Source organism: Pectobacterium sp. PL64 (genome assembly GCF_022477975.1).
GTDB classification, from domain to species: Bacteria; Pseudomonadota; Gammaproteobacteria; order Enterobacterales; family Enterobacteriaceae; genus Pectobacterium; species Pectobacterium jejuense.
In genome coordinates, this window is the sequence record NZ_CP092070.1 from 179,259 (window position 1) to 196,246 (window position 16,988).

Sequence of the window (16,988 nt, forward strand, 5' to 3'; positions counted from 1 at the left end):
AGGTTTAAGAAGTAGGTTTTATCCGTCAGATTATTACCCACCAGATTGAAGCTCAGGGTTGATAACGGATATTGGCGTTAAACAGGGTATAGCCGCCCTGATGCAGGCCATAAGCCCGATTAGGGTAGGTTTGCGTCTCGGTCTGTGCCGTCATACCCGCGCCAATCGTCCATTGGTTCAACTCACCCGGCAGATTGTATGAGGTGTAGAGCTTGAACATATGCTTCGGCGTGCGCGGGCTGAACTGTGCGGCTCTTTCGCTTGCGCTGCCTTCAAGATATTTACTGTTGGTCAGGGTATAACCCGCCTGAATCTGCCAGCCTTCGGCCAGTTTGCCCGTGACATCGAACTCGACACCCTGGCTGCGTACTTCGCCTTGAGCTTGGGAGCAGCTTGTCCCGATCAGGCAAACCGAGCTATCCGCGACCGCCATCGCACGGTTCGCCTGAATGATGCGGAACAGCGCCAGCGAGGTATTCAGATCGCCATCAAAGAACTCGCCCTTCACGCCGGTTTCATAGTTGGTGCCGGTAATGGCGGGCAGCAGCTTACCGTTGCGGTCTTTCTCACTCTGCGGCTTGTAGATCTCGGCGTAGCTCAGATACCAGGTGTAGTTGTCGGCGAAGTCCCACAGCAGGCCGCCGTAAGGCACAAACTCATTGCTGGCATGCAGGCTGCTGAGTGAGGACGTATTGCGGAAATGGTTAGTGAAATATTCGTCATAGCTGTAGGCGCTGTAGCGGCCACCCAGAATCAGCTTCCAGTCATCCGCCAGCTCGAATCTGGCCGTGGCGAACGCGCCGCGCTGATACAAATTAAAGCGGTCGTTGTAGTGATTGCTGTAGAGACTCGTATTTGACCAGTCTGGTTCTGCCAGAGAATTCGGCTGCCAGTTGAAGATATTCACGGTGCTGGTGTTGTTGATGCGGATGTGGTTGTTATTGAAGTTCTCTTTCTGATAATCACCGCCTACCACCAGTTCATGGCTGCGTCCCAGCAGCTCGAACGGGCCGTTCAGGCTCAGGTTGTAACCCCACTGTTCTGCCTTGTTGTCGTAGCGCAGGTTATTGTTCAGCGACGAATTTCCCGTTGCTGGATTGACGCCGCTGGTGCCGTTCATGATACCGATATAGCTGCTGTCCGCACGGGAATGGATATAGTTCAGCGCGGTTTTCAGCGTCCAGTCGTTATCGAAGTGGTGCTCCAGTTCGATAAACGGGTTAATTTTTTCAAATTCGATACGGTTCCAGCTTGCGCCCAGATAGGTGGATCGCGGCAGGTTCAGGCTACTTTTATTGGTAGCAAACGGAACGCCATACACATCAGGCACGCCCCGGGTCTTTTGCCAGTTGATGCCGCCGGTGACCGTGGTGGACGGCGTTAGATCGTAGGCCAGCGTACCGAACAGCACTTTTCTTTCGCTGTGCTCGTAATCTTTAAAGCTCTGTTTATCCTGATAAACCCCAACGAGACGGCCTCGCAGGCTGGCATCGTCGTTCAGCGGCCCGGAGACATCGAGCTCGTTGCGGTAATTATCCCAACTGCCCGCGCCAACGCTGCTGGATGCCTGAAAGTTGTGGGTAGGCTGTTTGCGCACCAGATTAACGGTGCCGCCGGGTTCGCCATTGCCTTGTGACAGGCCGGACGCGCCGCGCAGGATCTCGACGCGGTCATAAATCGCCAGATCGGGTGATTCGCTGGAAGCTTGCACCGCGCCCATGTTGGAGACGCTGTTCTGGCTGGAGAAGTTAACGCCGTCTTCCTTGATATTATCCATCACGAAAGCACGCGATTCGTACTTCACCTGATAGCTATTCTGATTGACCACGTTAATGCCGGTGGTTTGCTTCATCGCCTCATCCAGTGAGGTCATATTCTGATCGTCCATCCGCTGGCGTGTGACGACACTCACCGACTGCGGCGTTTCTCGCGGCGACAAATTCAGCTGCGTTGCGGTGTTCATGCTGCGCGTGGTGTAGGACTGGGTGCCTTCGGTCACGCCGTTGCGGTTGACGCCCGCTACGACCAGCATTTCATCCCCCTGCGGTATTCTCTGTAAGCGCCAGACGCCGTTAGGCTGCGGAATCACCTGAAGCCCGCTTCCGGCGAGCAGCGCCGAAAATCCGCCGTCGACGCTGTAATTCCCTTGCAGGGATGGCCCGGTTTTTCCGGTCGCCAGCTGTGCATCGCCGACCAGATAAACGCCCGACTGGGCGGCAAATTGGTTTAGCTGCTGGTTAAGCGGCCCAGCAGGAATCGCGTAGGTTTTGGTTGCCGCCGCGACTGTTGTTTCTGCCGCCGTTGCGGTGGAATGCGCGAAGAGCGGTGCGCCGCACAGCAGCAGATGAACGGCCATTGCCAGTTTGGACGGTGTGCGCTGTGTAGAGAAAAATGGAATCAATGCCATGAAAATTCGCCTTCTGACCCAGAGTAAAAATTGGTGGTTTTACTGTGAATCGAACGACAGTGGAAAAAGGGGAACTCAAAAGAGAAAATTTTTATCTGTATCCCAAAAAACGGTATCCAAAAAAGTGGTATCCGAAAAAGCAGGCGAGTTCAGCGCGGTTCGACGGTCACCCACCACGGAAAACGGCGATGGATGCGAACCGGGAAGGCCTGCGCCAGCATGTTCAGTGCCATGTCGGTATCGGCTAAGGGGAAGGTGCCCATCACGCGTAAATCCGCGATAGCAGGCTGGCACGCCAGATATCCGTGGCGATAGCGGGACAGCTGTGCCACAACGTCCCCCAGCGGCATGTTGTCCGCCTGGAGCACGCCGTGTGACCAGTCGGCGTCGTTCTGCTGGTTGGGTGAGATGTTACCCTGACCATCGGCGTTAAAACTCAGGTGATAGCCCGCGTTGACCCGACGTGTGGTGGTGGCGTTCTTGGCACTGACGTCGACCGCGTGTTGGTAAACGGTCAGCGTGGTGGTGTCCGGTTCCTGCGCGACGCTGAAGCGTGTGCCCAGCGCCTGCAAGCGCCCTTGTGCAGTGGTGACGAAGAAAGGGCGGGCGTCGGCGGCGGTATCAATCAGAATATCCCCCGCCAGCAGGGCAATTTCCCGACGCCGATCGCTGTAGCTGATATCAATCGCGCTGGCGGTGTTCAGCCACAGTCGGGTGTTGTCCGGTAAGGTCAGCGGTTTGATTTCTCCTACGGCGCTGTGATGATCGGCCGTCATCGCCAGCAGCGAGCCTTTTAACGGCGTGTGGCGGTAAGTCAGCCAGGACAGCAGAGAACCGGTGCTGAGCAGCGCAGCGAGCTTGAGCGCACGGCGGCGTGTCATCGGCGCAGGCTGGTGCAGCAGCGTATTCAGCGCGGGTTGTTGACTGTCGCCACGCAGCGGCTGGAAACGCTGGCTGACCGTTTGCACGAATTCCCAGGCCTGGCGATGTTCCTCACTTTCGTCCATCCAGCGCTGCCAGTGGTGATAGTGCTCGTCGCCAGGTTCCCGATCGCACAGCTGGGCGTACCATTGCGATGCCTGCTGCAAGGCGATAAAGCTGGGCTTATTCATGAATGAACGGCCTGATCGTCCGCGCCTATCTCCGCTTCCAGCAGTACACAGTGCAGCATGGCTTGCGCCATGTATTTTTTCACCATGCGTTCGGAAACGCCCAGCGCCGTAGCAATTTCCCGATAGGGCAATCCCTGAACCTGCGCCATGATAAAGGCGGCGCGCACCTTTTCTGGCAGCGCACGCAGCATGGCATCAACCTGATACAGCGTTTCGAGAATGATGTTGCTGTCTTCCGCCGACAGGGCAACTGGCTCCGGCTGTTCAGCTAATGAGGTGAGCCAGACGCGCTCAATTTCCCGTTTGCGCCAGAGATCGACGCACATGCCTTGTGCCATCACGCTCAGGTAAGCTCGCGCGCCTGCGTGGCTGTCGAACTGGCGCGGTTTCAGCAACAGCCGTAAAAATACATCCTGCGCGAGATCGGCCGCATCACACAGATTCCCCAGCCGTTTGCGTAATAGCCCCTGTAACCAGCCATGATGCTGACAATAGAGCTGGTGCAGATCTGCTGAGGTATCAATATTGGCTGATGACATGTCTGGTGCCTGAAACGGAGCGATAGGAGGTCAAATTTCAGGCGCATATTAGTTGAGAATGATTTTTATTTCAATGCTAAGGAAAATGTGGGTACTGATGGGGAGAGGGAAAATATTCCACCCGCGTACGACTATTAGGGGGCGTTTAAGTAAACCCGTGGGAGACTGACATTTAGGTTGATCATGGCGACTCAAGCTTCACATTTAACAGCGCCTTTTCCATCAACTGTCCCAGAACTGCCTGCACGTTGTGAATGGCTTGATTCTCAGTCCTTTGCTCCAGCCTAATGCCGAGAGTCCCTGGTGAGGGTAAAACATTCCCCATTATGTGGAGATTGTTGGGCATCCCGATACGTGTACGCACGGTAATACCCAACCCGGCCTGCACTGCTGCCCAGATACCGCTCAGGCTATGGCTGATAAACACCACTTTCCACGCTATACCCGCCCGGTCTAAGCAGGTTGTGGCACGTGAACGCATCAGGCACGGGCTTTCAAGCATCACTAACGGCAAGGGTTCCCCCCGTGCTAGTAGTGTGTTGATGTCTAAATCTGGATGCTGTATCCACTCCAACTGGCACTGGTCGATCAGTCGGCCTTCACGCGTGGTGTTCTCCGGCTGCCACAGTAGTGCCATATCAAGTGCGTTGTTATCCAGCGCGGTGAGCAGCGCCTGGTTACGATCTACTTGCGCAATAATCCGCAGTCCCGGATGGTGGCGTTTGAACTCGCCCAAAATACCAGGCATCAGCGACTCACCAAAATCTTCCTGCATGCCAATGCGGATTTCCCCCTGCAATAGCTCACCTTTCACCGCTCGCTGCGCCTCATCATTCAGTGCCAACAGACGACGGGCATAGCCTATCAATATCTCGCCTGTATGGGTCAACACCAGGTGACGGCCCTGCTTTACCACCAGTTTGGCACCGCACTGTTGTTCCAACTTTTTTAGTTGGGCGCTTATCGCCGAGGTTGAGCGGCAAAGCCGTGTCGCAGCCAGTGCAAAGCTGCCGCACTCCATACCCGTCACAAAACTGCGTAGTGCATCGAGGTCAAGCGTCAGTGAAAGTTTGTCCATTATCGTCCTGAAATTCGGGATGGTTATTTGAAAATAATTTGATTTTCGGGATGAAACTATCGCGCCAGAATTGATCTACTGTCAATACGGAGAAAATACCATGGCGAAATCGCTTGATCGTGAAACGTTGGCTCGCGTCGCACCGAAACTGGCCGAACTGAGCATAGACACACTGTTTAATGATATTTGGAAGCGTGAAACGCTTTCTCCGCGTGAGCGTAGCCTGATCACTCTGGGCGCCCTGACGGCGCAAGGGCGCGTGCAGCAGCTTCCTTGGCATATCAACTTCGCACAGCAGAATGGGTTAACCCGTGAAGAAATCGTTGAGGTTTTCACTCATCTGGCATTTTACGCAGGCTGGCCAGCGGCCGTTTCCGCCCTTGGCTGCTTGGAGGAATAAGGAAATGCCTTTCACCCGTATCACCCTGCGTCAGGGTTATAGCGACGCACAGATAAGTCAGCTCTCCGATATTCTGCAACAAAGCCTGATAGGTGAGTTTGCTGTCCCGCCTGCCGATCGCTTTCAAGTGTTTGAAACGCTACCAGCTGGCCAGCGCATATTTGACAGGCATTATAAAAGTGGCGGACGTAGTGACGATTTTATGCTGTTCCATATTTTTGCGGGAAAACCGAGAACCCGTGAGCAAAAGCGAAACTTCTTCCGCATGCTAAGCGAGCGACTGCATAGTGCGCTGAATATTCATCCGGATGATGTGATGGTGATAATCCAGTTCAACACTGCCGATGAATGGAGTTTCAGCAACGGCCAGATGTTGTCGGAGGAGGGATTATGATTGTGATGCAATACCGTTTCACTCTGCTAGCTCCCAACTAACTAAGCAAAAAAGCTGCTATCGCCTAATGAAATAGCAGCTTTTATCAACATATTCTCTTAACTGACCAGCATGAGACTTAAGCTCCAGGTTATCCCGACACGTTACTTAATGGCCTGAGCTGGAACCTGTGCAGCGCTGTTAAAGCTGATCTCGTTGATGGCGCTCCATTTGTTCACATCGGTGCCAAACGTATCCAGCTTGAAGAATTTCGCTTTAACGGCAGGGAAGGTGAATTTTTCACCGGCTTTGGCGTTGTTGGAGGTGACCAGATTGTCAGCCAGTTTTTGCCAGGTTTTCCCATCGGTGGAGTAGGACACGGAGAACTTCAGTTTGCGCTCATCCGCTTTGAAAGGAACCAGAACAAAGTTCTCAACCGACTGTTCTTTATCCAGTTCTAACTGAACCCAGCTCTCGCCATTTGCTGCCCAGCGGGTTTTTACGTCGCCATCGGCAATGTTGGCAGGTTTGTGGCCCTTGTCTGAATCATAAGCGGAAGCTGTCACCGCCGTTACTTGTACCGCGTAAGCGGAAAGAGAGAATAAGCCGCACAGGAGCGTCGTAGCCAGAGTGTATTTTTTCATATTATTCCTCGTAGATAACGGATAAACCATACATGCCTGCAAACCAGAAACATGAAATGGAATCGTATTGTGATAAAAAAGAAACGAGGTTTTATTTATGGCGATCACGTTGCGGGGATTTTTCTGGCAGGAAAAAAGGCAGAGCGGGACGGGGCGCACATTTATAGCACTCTCCTTGTGGCGAGTGCCGTAGATAAAGGTGTTAGCCGAGCGGCAGCGCCATGAGAATCGCGTCTTCCCGGCCTTGTGCGGTGGGGTAGTAATCGCGGCGCACGGAGACTTCGTTAAACCCCAGACTTTCATACAGCGCGATGGCTCGCGCGTTTGACTCGCGAACTTCCAGCCACAGCGTCAGAATTCCGCGTCGCTCCATTTCGTCGATCAGGTGTTCTAACAGCTGGCGACCCAACCCCTGACGCTGATGATCGGGATGCACCGCGATATTGAACAACGTCGCTTCATCCAGCACGACCTGCGTGATGGCGTAAGCGGCAAGCTGCCCGTCATGCTCCAGTTTCAGGTTGAAATAACGCTCACCCTGATTGCTGATAAACGTCTTTTCCGACCAGGGAAAGGCGTGGCTGACTTGTTCAATTTTAAAGGCTTGTGCCAGGTCAGCTGGCGTCAGGGAAGATATCGTGTTCATGTTCACAGATCTGTTGCCACAGCGCCCGTTTGGCGTCGGCATTTTGATAAAGTTCGGAAAGCAGAGGGCTGGAAAGCTGAACGCCCTGTAGCGCAATGGGTTCCGCGATGCCCAACCTCCAGCTGTGGCAGCGTGCATCGGCGGGCAGCATTTCGATCTGCTGTGGCGTCAGGCGATAGGCTTGCGCAGGTGTGAGCGCCAGACTGTGCAGCACGTCGGTTAGCAGCGGTTCATCATCGGCCAGCGGCTCGGCGGAGACGATCACCAGACGCACCTGTGCGGGCAGACTGACGGCGATTTCGCCTTGCAGCACTGTCGGGCGACGCAGCGTCCACTGCGTAATCCCCAGTTGCTGTAGCAGACTGTCACGTCTTGATTCCATGCGTTATCCTGTCTGGCGTGCGAGAAAATGATTCGTGCCTATGCTAACAAACCCCGTCAGGCTGCGCCAATGTCGGTGCGGTTATTTCCTCTCCGCTCTGCAACTTCGGGGACGAAGCGTATATAATCCCCCGCTCAATGATTAAGGAGCCGTAGCCCGATGTCCGCATTAACCCCCGCCAGTGAAGTCATACTGCGCCATAGTGACGAATTTCTTTCACGCCGAGTTCTGTTTGCCGGTGATTTGCAGGATACCCTGCCCGCTCAATTTGAGGCGGCGTCGGTGCGTGTCCATTGCAACCAATATCACCACTGGCAACAGATGGCAAAGCCACTTGGGGATAATGCTCAATATGGTCTGGTTGCGGATGCGGCGCTGGTGGCGGATAGCGACACGCTGATTTATTACTGGCCGAAGAGCAAACAGGAAGCCGAATTCCAATTGCGTAACCTGCTGTCCCTGATGCCGATCGGCGCGGAAATCTTCGTTGTTGGGGAAAACCGCAGCGGCGTGCGCAGTGCTGAACCCGTGCTGTCTGACTTCGTTGAGCTGGCAAAAATCGACAGCGCACGTCGCTGTGGGCTTTACCACGGTCGGATTGACAAGCAGGCCAGCTTCACGCTGGATGACTGGTGGGACGAGTATGTGACGGACGGTGTGACCGTCAAAACGCTTCCGGGCGTCTTCAGTCGTGATGACCTGGATCCGGGTAGCCGACTGCTGCTGTCTACGTTTGAGCCGCACATGAAAGGCAAAGTGCTGGATATCGCCTGTGGTGCAGGCGTGCTGGCATCGGTGCTGGCGAAACAGTCGCCGAAAATCCGCCTGACGCTGAGCGATGTCAGCGCAGCCGCTGTCGAATCCAGTAAGGCAACGCTGGCAGCGAATGCGTTAGAAGGCAACGTGATTGCGAGTAACGTTTATTCAGACATCGACGGTCGCTTCGATATGATCGTGTCTAATCCGCCATTCCATGATGGCTTGCAGACTAGCCTGCAAGCCGCGGAAATGCTGATTCGTGGTGCGGTGACCCATTTACCGATTGGCGGACAGTTACGCATTGTCGCTAACGCCTTCCTGCCTTATCCGGCGCTGTTAGATGCCGCCTTTGGTAGCCATGAAGTGCTGGCGCAGACCGGACGCTTTAAGGTGTATCAAGCCACCGTGGGTCGTCCGCCGCGCACAGCCAGTAAAGGTCGTCGTCGGTAATTACTGATACTTCATCTACTGATTTAGTGCCGCCATGCTCTCCTTGCCGTAGCGTTCACCTGCTGCGGCATCGGGCGGGAAGATGGCATCAATGGCGGCCAGTTCCTCTTTCGTCAGCGTGACATCCAGCGCCGCGACGTTCTCTTCCAGATAGCGGCGGCGTTTAGTGCCTGGAATCGGCACGATGTGTTCACCCTGTGCCAATACCCACGCCAGCGCCAGCTGTGATGGCGTAACCTGTTTTTCCTGTGCCAGTTGGTTAATTTTCTCTACCAGTTGCAGATTCTTGCCGAAATTTTCCCCCGAGAAGCGTGGATTGGTATGACGGAAATCGTCGGCAGCCAGATCGTCTGGGCTGCGAATCGCGCCAGTCAGGAAACCACGCCCCAGCGGGCTGTAAGGCACAAATCCGATACCCAGACGCTCACAGGTGGGCAGAATCTCGGTTTCCATATCGCGGGTCCACAGTGAGTATTCGCTCTGTAGCGCCGTAATAGGGTGTACGCGATGCGCACGTTCCAGCGTGGTGGCGGAGGCTTCACTCAGGCCGATGTAGCGAATCTTGCCTTCCTGAACCAGTTCGGCCAGCGTGCCGACTGTCTCTTCAATGGGAACGGTTGGATCAATGCGGTGTTGATAGTAAAGATCGATAACGTCGGTGCCGAGTCGCGTCAGGCTGCCTTCCACCGCGCGGCGGATGTAGTCCGGTTTACCGCAGACGCCGCGTGCATTGGGGTTTGCCGGATCGCGGATGATGCCGAACTTGGTCGCCAGGAAGACTTGCTCACGCTTGCCTTTTATTGCTTTGCCGAGCAGTTGCTCGTTGGTGTGGGGGCCATACATGTCGGCGGTATCCAGCAGCGTGACGCCCAGTTCCAGTGCGCGATGCAACGTGGCAATGGATTCTTTTTCATCCTGCGCCGTGGAATAGAAATCACTCATTCCCATGCAGCCCAGCCCAATAGCCGACACCTGCGGGCCGTTCGCGCCTAATTTGCGTTGTTGCATTGTCATCTTCCTCATCTCGTTGGCAGTGAAAGCAGTCTGGTTGTTTATCCAACAAAGATAAATACCGCTTTTTATGCAACACTATTCAAAAATAACCAACAATGGTGGCGGCGATGGATCATATTCAGGCGATGCGGGTTTTTGTGCGTATTGTCGAACTGGGCAGCTTCAGCCGCGCAGCGGAGCGACTGATGCTGCCACGCGCGACGGTGAGCAACACCATCAAACAGCTTGAAGCACGGCTGGGGGTTCGTTTGCTGCAACGTACGACCCGTCAGGTGCAGATCACCGATGAAGGGCGCGTTTATTATGAACGCTGTTTGCAATTGCTTGCGGAAATTGAAGAGATCGACACGCTGTTCACGCAGCAAAAGCAGCAGCCGGTGGGCAAAGTGCGGGTGGATATGCCGCATTCGCTGGCGCGGGAAATCGTCGTTCCGGCGCTGGGCGAGTTCTACGCGCGCTATCCGCAGGTGACGCTGATGCTGAGCGCTAACGATGCGGCGATTAATGTGCTGCGTGAAGGTGTCGATTGTGTGCTGCGTGCCTGGCAGACGGACGACGAAACGCTGGCGACCCGCCATTTGCCGTCAATGCCGCAGATTACCTGTGCGTCGGCCGACTATCTGGCGCGATACGGCGTGCCGCGTTCGCTTGATGAGCTGTCAGGGCATCAGATGGTTGGCTATTTCTCTTTGCGTACTGAACACCGTTATCCGCTGGAATTCATGTCGGGCGAGGAGTGCATTACGCGTATGCTGCCCGGTGCGTTGCAGGTTAACGGCACCGATGCCTACATCGCCAGCGCGCGTGCCGGACTGGGGATTATTCAGGCGCCGCGTCGCGGCCTGCGCCCGTTTCTGGAAAGTGGGGAACTAGTGGAGATCCTGCCGGAAATGCCGCCGCCTGCGATGCCGCTTTACGTGATGTATGCGCCCGGTCGTTTTCTCGCGCCACGGATTCGGGTGTTTATAGAATGGCTCGATGAGCTCTTTACACGCAACGCCGCAGCGAGATGATGATTTTTGCAGCAAACCCCGCATTCCAGAGGAAATAATCATTGACGTGAACGCGAAAACCTCTAGAATTCGCCCCCGTAGTGGTATTGCGTAAAGCAGTGTTGCGAAGGTGGCGGAATTGGTAGACGCGCTAGCTTCAGGTGTTAGTGTTCTTACGGACGTGAGGGTTCAAGTCCCTCTCTTCGCACCAACATCACTACAACGGTTCTAGTTTGTCGAACCGAAGCAGTAAATCAGTATTGCATAAGCAGCATGACAGAATTGCGAAGGTGGCGGAATTGGTAGACGCGCTAGCTTCAGGTGTTAGTGTTCTTACGGACGTGAGGGTTCAAGTCCCTCTCTTCGCACCATGTCGTGATAGATTTACCGAATAAGACAAACAACGTTCTCAGTGCGAAGGTGGCGGAATTGGTAGACGCGCTAGCTTCAGGTGTTAGTGTCCTTACGGACGTGAGGGTTCAAGTCCCTCTCTTCGCACCACAGACTTGCTCTGTACTCCCCTGATTTTCCCCCTATTTGTTCTCTTTTATCCCGTTTCTGGCTTTTCTGTACCTGTTCGTTGTTCGAAATTCTGGTTCTTTGCATCTTGCCACGTCTACTTATCCATTTACTGATCAACGCAGATTTACAGCGTCGTCAGGTTAAACGTGACGGACAACGCCGCCAAACCGCCAGCCAGTGCAATGCAGGATGGCAGCAGTAAATAGTGGCGTAAGCGTTGATGGAACAGCATGACAAGCGTCGCCAGCAGGGCGATGGCGATAATCACTTTCAGATGTGTCAGATTCAGGTTGAGCAGTGCCAATAGCGGCATGATGGCACAAGGCAGCAGTACGCCCCACGCACTAGACAGATGCTTCCCCATACACCAACTCACACCCCATAGCCCGCAGGCTGTGATCATTGCTGTCAGCATTTTTCTACCCGTCAAAAATGATAATGATAACTAATATCATATAAGAATTTATATCAATTACTAGCTTTTTGACGAGCAGATTGTTGGAATTTTCTACCTAGGCGCGTTAATCGGGATGCTGAGTGCTTAAATGCTGGCGTATCAGGTGGATCATATTCACGATAGCGGGCGATCGTTCATGTTTGCGCCAGATAGCCGCAATTTGTGTATGGATTTCGGGCATGCCGATATCATGATAGGTCACATTATCCGCCTTAATACAGGCGAGAGACTCCGGCACAAGCGTGATGCCGAAGCCCGCGGCCACCATCCCGACGGTGGCCGTTAACTGTGGAGCAAATGGGCTGGGTCTAGGGCCATAGCCTGATAGATAGCAGGTGCGGATAATCATGTCGTGTAGCCCCGGACACACCTCGCGTGGGAAAATAATCAGCGGTTCCTGACGCAGCTCGCTAAGCGAGACCTGCGCCTTATGGCTAAGCGTATGCCCGGCAGGTAGCACTAGTTTCATCGGCTCTTCAGCCAAAATTTCCCCGTTAATGTCATCACTAAGATCGCAGGGTAGGCGCAGAAATGCGATGTCGATATTGCGTTCTTGCAGCGCCGTGATGAGCGCTGCCGGATTTTCTTCTTTTGGCAGAGGCTGAACGTGTGGATACTGCTGACAGTAGCGATGCAGCAGCGCAAGCACGGTCGGGTGGAACATGGCCGACGGCGAAAACCCTACGTTCAGGCTCCCTTTTTCGCCTCGCGCAATGCTTCTGGTTCGCGCGATTGCCGAATCGGTCAACTGCAAAATCTGGCGCGCGTCCTCATATAGCGCCTGTCCCGCTTCCGTCATTTCTACGCCGCGCGTCAGTCGCTTGAACAGCGGTGTACCGATCTCCTGCTCGAATTTTTTGATCTGTTGGCTGAGTGGTGGCTGTGACATCCCGAGATTTTCCGCTGCACGCGTGAAATGCTTAGCTTGTGCAACAGCGACAAAGTAGCGCAGATAACGTAGCTCCATTTACGTGACTCCATATGTATCCGATCTTGAAATGACCTTAATTGCATATTGGAATTTTGTCCTCTTCCACGTCAATCTTTATCTAAATATTAGTATTGTTTAAGTAATTGGTGCGATGAGAAGGACGGTATGAAAACGAGTGTCAGTGACCAATCCTGTGAAGAAGCCTTTGTTAGCTACGCTTATGACTTTCGTCGACAGCATGCAGACAGCGTTATTTATCAAACCTCATTAATGAGTGGACTAATAAATGGCGTATACGAAGGTAGCCGAACGATGACCGAATTACTGGAACATGGCGACTTTGGATTAGGGACATTTAATAGTTTGGATGGGGAACTGGTTGCCTTGAATAGCCAGATTTTCCAGCTGTTATCCGACGGCAGCGCACGGGCGGCAAAGCCAGAGCAGAAAACGCCGTTCGCGGTGATGACGTTCTTTCGTCCGACAGAAACGATCCGTTTTGATCGCTGGACCTCGCGTGAAGACGTGCATCGTCAGATCGATGAGGTTGTGGGAACGGATAACCTGTTTTGCGCCTTGCGGATTGACGGGAATTTTCGCTGTGTTGAAACCCGTACCGTCCCCCGACAGTGCCGACCTTATAAACCGATGCAGGAAGCGGTTGAAGGGCAACCGACATTTCATTTTGAACACCGTAGCGGCAGCGTTATTGGTTTTCGTAGTCCAGCTTACACTCAGGGAATTAATGTCGCGGGTTACCACGAACATTTCATTACTGACGATCGCCAAGGCGGCGGACATATTCTGAATTATGACGTCGAACACGGCACGCTGACGTTTGGCGTGATTGCCAAACTGATCATCGATCTGCCTCAGGATCGGGAATTTCTCAATGCCGACCTGTCCTCAGAAAACCTCAACAGCGTCATCAAGTCAGTAGAGAGTTAGTCATTTCATCGGAGTCATGTCATGGAAAAGTCCACCGAACAGCAAAGCTGGAGTAGCGGAGCCGAGCTGATTGTAAAACACCTGGAAGCGCAGGGCGTGAAGCATATTTTTGGTATTCCCGGCGCAAAAATCGATCGCGTGTTTGATGAGCTGGAAGACTCAACGATCCAAACGATCCCCGTACGGCATGAGGCAAACGGCGCGTTTATGGCGGCAGCGATAGGGCGTCTCACGGGGAAAGCGGGGGTGACGCTGGTAACGTCCGGCCCCGGTTGTTCCAACCTGGTCACCGGGCTGGCAACGGCAACCGCAGAAGGTGATGCGGTCGTGGCGCTGGGCGGGGCGGTTAAGCGGGCGGATAAACTTAAGCTGACGCACCAGAGTCTGGACACCGTTAGCCTGTTTCAGCCGGTCAGCAAATTCAGTGCGGAAATCACGGCATCCAGTGCGATTTCTGAAGTGCTGGCGAATGCGTTCCGAGCAGCGGAAAGCGGCCGTCCGGGGGCGGCGTTTGTCAGCCTGCCGCAGGATATCGTCAATGAACCGGTGATTAGCCCGGTGCTGGCTTGCCCACATTTACCGCTGTTAAACGGTGCGCCGCATAGTGATGTTGCCGAAGCGGCCAAGCGGTTACGGCAGGCTAAAAATCCGGTGTTACTGCTCGGGTTAATGGCTAGCCAGCAGGAAAATGCGCAGGCGCTGCGTCGTTTCCTTCACCGTAGCAAACTGCCTGTGACCAGCACGTATCAGGCTGCTGGCGTGATCGATCAGCAGCAGTTCGATCACTTTGCCGGACGTGTCGGATTATTCAACAATCAGGCTGGCGATAAGCTACTGCAACAGGCGGACGTGATCGTGACCGTGGGTTACAGCCCGATTGAGTACGATCCGGTGTTATGGAATAGCGGTAAGGCGACACTGATCCACATCGATGTGCTGCGGGCGGAGATCGACAGTGCCTATCGTCCCGATATTGAGCTGCTGGGGAATATCGCGATGACGGTGGACACGCTGAATGCTTGCATCAGCGAGCCGTTTATCTTGTCTGCTGATACACGGCTCGTATTGGAGGATCGTCAGCGCCAGCGTCACGATCTCAGTACGCGCGCGATCGACATGGCTGGATTTGCGATCCACCCTCTGCGTCTGGTGCGGGCGATGCAGGATATCGTGAATGAGGATGTCACGCTGTGTGTAGATATGGGGAGTTTTCACATCTGGCTGGCGCGTTACCTGTATAGCTTCCGGGCGCGACAGATTCTGATGACCAACGGCCAGCAGACGATGGGGGTTGCGTTACCGTGGGCGATCGCCGCATCGCTGGTGCAGCCCGGCAAAAAAGTGGTGTCCGTCTCCGGCGACGGCGGGTTTATGCAGTCCAGTATGGAGCTGGAAACGGCGGTGCGCCTGAAAAGCAATCTTCTGCATATCATCTGGGTGGATAACGGCTACAACATGGTAGAAATCCAGCAGTTGCATAAATACCACCGTCCGGCGGGCGTGTCGTTTGGGCCGATTGACTTCAAAGCGTATGCGGAAGCATTCGGTGCAAAAGGGTTTGCCGTTGAATCTGCGGATGAACTGGTCAGCAAACTTCGTCAGGCGATGGACGTTGACGGCCCCGCTGTTATTGCAATCCCCGTTGATTATTCCGACAACCACTGGCTGATGGAGAATCTGAATATTAGTGTGCTGATCTGATAGTGCAGGTAATCACCCGCCCGTGTGGTATCGGGCGGGAGTGTGTCGTATTTCCCTAAATAATACTGTGTGTCTGCATGATTTTCTTTAGAATCATCTGCATCGCTACACGGTAACGGTAAGGGAAACGAGCATGCTAATGAAATCAGCCCGGCGCATTGTCAGACGTGGGCTCATTGTGATTGGGGTGATCGCGATGACGCTGCTGGCTATTCGCGTTTATGATACGCAAAGCGGGCCGCCGCTTGCACCCTGGCATACCTATGTGCCGGATGAACTGTCCGCTGATGAGTTGGATAAAAGCGATTGGACTGCGTATGTAAAGCAGGAAGCACTCATCTTCCAGCAAGTGAATCAGCACGTCACGCAGGAACTGGACGAAGATGAACAGCGTCCGGTCAACCGCTATTTTTCGGGTAGCCCGGTTTATCCTGGGAAATTTCAACATGACTGGAATCGTTCCTATGAACTGTCGCCGGAAGGGGAACTGAAAGGCGCGGTAGTGATGTTGCACGGCCTGACCGACTCCCCCTACAGCTTGCGACATGTTGCGGAGCGTTATCGCCAACGTGGTTTTTTCGTGGTCGGGATTCGTTTACCTGCTCACGGGACGGTGCCGGGGGCGCTGACCGATGTGGAATGGGAAGATTGGCTAGCGGCTACGAGGCTTGCTGTGCGTGAAGCGACGTCACACCTGACGGTGCAACAGGGCCAAAGGCTGCCGCTACATATTGTCGGCTTTTCCAACGGCGGTGCGCTGGCGCTGAAGTACGCACTGGATGCGTTAGATAATCCCGCGCTGGTGCGCCCTGACCAGCTCATCCTCATTTCCCCGATGATCGGTATTACCAGCTATGCGCGTTTTGCGGGACTGGCTGGGTTACCCGCGATCTTTCCCGCCTTTGCCAAATCTGCCTGGCTGGGTATTTTGCCGGAATTTAATCCCTTCAAATACAATTCATTTCCGGTAAATGGTGCTCGCCAATCCTGGCTGTTGACGCATGAACTTCAGAGTCAGCTAAGCCGTAAAGCGCAGGCGAGCACGTTGGTCAATCTGCCGCCGGTGCTGACGTTCCAGTCGGTGATGGATTTTACCGTTAGTACGCGTGCCGTTATTACGGCGTTCTATAATTTGTTGCCTGCTAACGTCAGTCAGCTGGTACTCTTTGATGTAAACCGTACCGTTAATTTTGGCCCGCTTCTGCGTGAGTCAACGAATGGTGCTGTCAGCCAACTGCTACCTACCGCTCCACGCCATTACGATACAACGGTGATATCCAACGCTGCCCCGCATAGTTCGCGTGCCGTAGCGTTTGACGTCGCCGCGGGGACGACGCAAGAACAGACGCGCGAGCTGGGAATGGATTATCCATCTGACGTGTATTCACTATCGCATGTCGCGCTGCCGTTCCCGGATTCAGATTCGCTGTATGGCCGTTTCTCACAGAACCCTACCGAGTTTGGCTTGCCGCTGGGGAAAATTACCCCAAGAGGAGAACGTGCTGCGCTGGTGGTCGATCTGGATACGCTGCTGCGACTGTCATCGAATCCGTTTTATCCCTACTTGATCCAACGTATTGAAGAGAAAATTCCACGATAGTGAACGGCCACCCGCGGGATATCGCGGGTGGCG

General features: G+C 54.1%; 17 protein-coding genes and 3 tRNA genes. 10 read left to right on the plus strand and 10 right to left on the minus strand.

All coding sequences use genetic code 11. The annotated features are described in order from the left end of the window. Positions 1-52 precede the first annotated feature (52 nt). From HP572_RS00830 to HP572_RS00845, 4 genes are all read right to left on the minus strand, one after another. A complete protein-coding gene (locus HP572_RS00830; RefSeq protein WP_240584510.1) occupies positions 53-2,407 on the minus strand; it encodes a TonB-dependent receptor in 2,355 nt (784 codons plus the stop codon). A 149-nt stretch (positions 2,408-2,556) separates the two neighbouring features. Then, complete coding sequence (locus HP572_RS00835) at positions 2,557-3,519, minus strand: FecR domain-containing protein (protein ID WP_240584511.1); 963 nt, start codon at positions 3,517-3,519, stop codon at positions 2,557-2,559. After that, positions 3,516-4,058, minus strand: a complete 543-nt coding sequence (locus tag HP572_RS00840) for a sigma-70 family RNA polymerase sigma factor (protein WP_240584512.1) — start codon at positions 4,056-4,058, stop codon at positions 3,516-3,518. Before HP572_RS00840 ends, HP572_RS00835 begins: the two co-directional genes overlap by 4 nt. Before the next feature lie 181 nt (positions 4,059-4,239). Continuing rightward, a complete protein-coding gene (locus tag HP572_RS00845) occupies positions 4,240-5,136 on the minus strand; it encodes a LysR substrate-binding domain-containing protein (RefSeq protein ID WP_240584513.1) in 897 nt (298 codons plus the stop codon). Positions 5,137-5,236: 100 nt separating this feature from the next. Here HP572_RS00845 and HP572_RS00850 point away from each other — a divergent pair, with 100 nt between their 5' ends. Together HP572_RS00850 and HP572_RS00855 are read left to right on the plus strand one after the other, a co-directional pair. Continuing rightward, positions 5,237-5,536: a carboxymuconolactone decarboxylase family protein gene (locus HP572_RS00850; RefSeq protein WP_012773310.1), complete on the plus strand. Its 300-nt coding sequence runs from the start codon at positions 5,237-5,239 to the stop codon at positions 5,534-5,536. A 4-nt stretch (positions 5,537-5,540) separates the two neighbouring features. Next, positions 5,541-5,930: a tautomerase family protein gene (locus tag HP572_RS00855; RefSeq protein WP_240584514.1), complete on the plus strand. Its 390-nt coding sequence runs from the start codon at positions 5,541-5,543 to the stop codon at positions 5,928-5,930. 143 nt (positions 5,931-6,073) lie between these two features. Here HP572_RS00855 and HP572_RS00860 read toward each other — a convergent pair whose 3' ends face one another. The 3 genes from HP572_RS00860 to HP572_RS00870 form a co-directional block, all read right to left on the minus strand. Continuing rightward, positions 6,074-6,553, minus strand: a complete 480-nt coding sequence (locus tag HP572_RS00860; protein WP_094433628.1) for a discoidin domain-containing protein — start codon at positions 6,551-6,553, stop codon at positions 6,074-6,076. Between the two features lie 202 nt (positions 6,554-6,755). Continuing rightward, positions 6,756-7,199, minus strand: coding sequence for a ribosomal protein S18-alanine N-acetyltransferase (rimI, locus tag HP572_RS00865; protein WP_014914153.1), 444 nt, complete (start codon positions 7,197-7,199; stop codon positions 6,756-6,758). Further along, the gene (locus HP572_RS00870) at positions 7,168-7,581 is read right to left on the minus strand and encodes a DNA polymerase III subunit psi (RefSeq protein WP_240584515.1); all 414 of its coding nucleotides are present in this window, start codon (positions 7,579-7,581) and stop codon (positions 7,168-7,170) included. The genes rimI and HP572_RS00870 overlap by 32 nt, the downstream gene beginning before the upstream one ends. 159 nt (positions 7,582-7,740) lie before the next feature. Here HP572_RS00870 and rsmC point away from each other — a divergent pair, with 159 nt between their 5' ends. After that, positions 7,741-8,790, plus strand: a complete 1,050-nt coding sequence (gene rsmC / locus HP572_RS00875) for a 16S rRNA (guanine(1207)-N(2))-methyltransferase RsmC (protein ID WP_205553553.1) — start codon at positions 7,741-7,743, stop codon at positions 8,788-8,790. 15 nt (positions 8,791-8,805) lie between these two features. Here the strand turns inward: rsmC and HP572_RS00880 are convergent, their stop codons facing one another. Beyond that, positions 8,806-9,798, minus strand: a complete 993-nt coding sequence (locus tag HP572_RS00880) for an aldo/keto reductase (protein WP_240584516.1) — start codon at positions 9,796-9,798, stop codon at positions 8,806-8,808. Positions 9,799-9,911: 113 nt separating this feature from the next. Here HP572_RS00880 and HP572_RS00885 point away from each other — a divergent pair, with 113 nt between their 5' ends. From HP572_RS00885 to HP572_RS00900, 4 genes are all read left to right on the plus strand, one after another. After that, positions 9,912-10,817: a LysR family transcriptional regulator gene (locus HP572_RS00885; protein WP_240584517.1), complete on the plus strand. Its 906-nt coding sequence runs from the start codon at positions 9,912-9,914 to the stop codon at positions 10,815-10,817. Between the two features lie 103 nt (positions 10,818-10,920). After that, positions 10,921-11,007 (plus strand) — tRNA-Leu (locus HP572_RS00890). Between the two features lie 73 nt (positions 11,008-11,080). Next, a tRNA-Leu gene (locus HP572_RS00895) sits at positions 11,081-11,167 on the plus strand. Between the two features lie 43 nt (positions 11,168-11,210). Continuing rightward, a tRNA-Leu gene (locus HP572_RS00900) sits at positions 11,211-11,297 on the plus strand. A 145-nt stretch (positions 11,298-11,442) separates the two neighbouring features. On the opposite strand, the gene HP572_RS00905 is transcribed toward HP572_RS00900, so the two are convergent. After that, positions 11,443-11,733: a DUF1435 domain-containing protein gene (locus HP572_RS00905; RefSeq protein WP_029369019.1), complete on the minus strand. Its 291-nt coding sequence runs from the start codon at positions 11,731-11,733 to the stop codon at positions 11,443-11,445. Positions 11,734-11,839: 106 nt separating this feature from the next. After that, entirely contained in the window at positions 11,840-12,742 is a 903-nt protein-coding gene (locus HP572_RS00910; protein ID WP_174868582.1) for a LysR family transcriptional regulator, read from the minus strand. Between the two features lie 129 nt (positions 12,743-12,871). Here HP572_RS00910 and budA point away from each other — a divergent pair, with 129 nt between their 5' ends. From budA to HP572_RS00925, 3 genes are all read left to right on the plus strand, one after another. Next, positions 12,872-13,654: an acetolactate decarboxylase gene (gene budA, locus HP572_RS00915; RefSeq protein ID WP_205553524.1), complete on the plus strand. Its 783-nt coding sequence runs from the start codon at positions 12,872-12,874 to the stop codon at positions 13,652-13,654. Positions 13,655-13,675: 21 nt separating this feature from the next. After that, positions 13,676-15,355, plus strand: coding sequence for an acetolactate synthase AlsS (gene alsS, locus HP572_RS00920; RefSeq protein ID WP_240584518.1), 1,680 nt, complete (start codon positions 13,676-13,678; stop codon positions 15,353-15,355). Positions 15,356-15,488: 133 nt separating this feature from the next. Next, entirely contained in the window at positions 15,489-16,955 is a 1,467-nt protein-coding gene (locus HP572_RS00925; protein ID WP_240584519.1) for a carboxylesterase, read from the plus strand. Positions 16,956-16,988 lie beyond the last annotated feature (33 nt).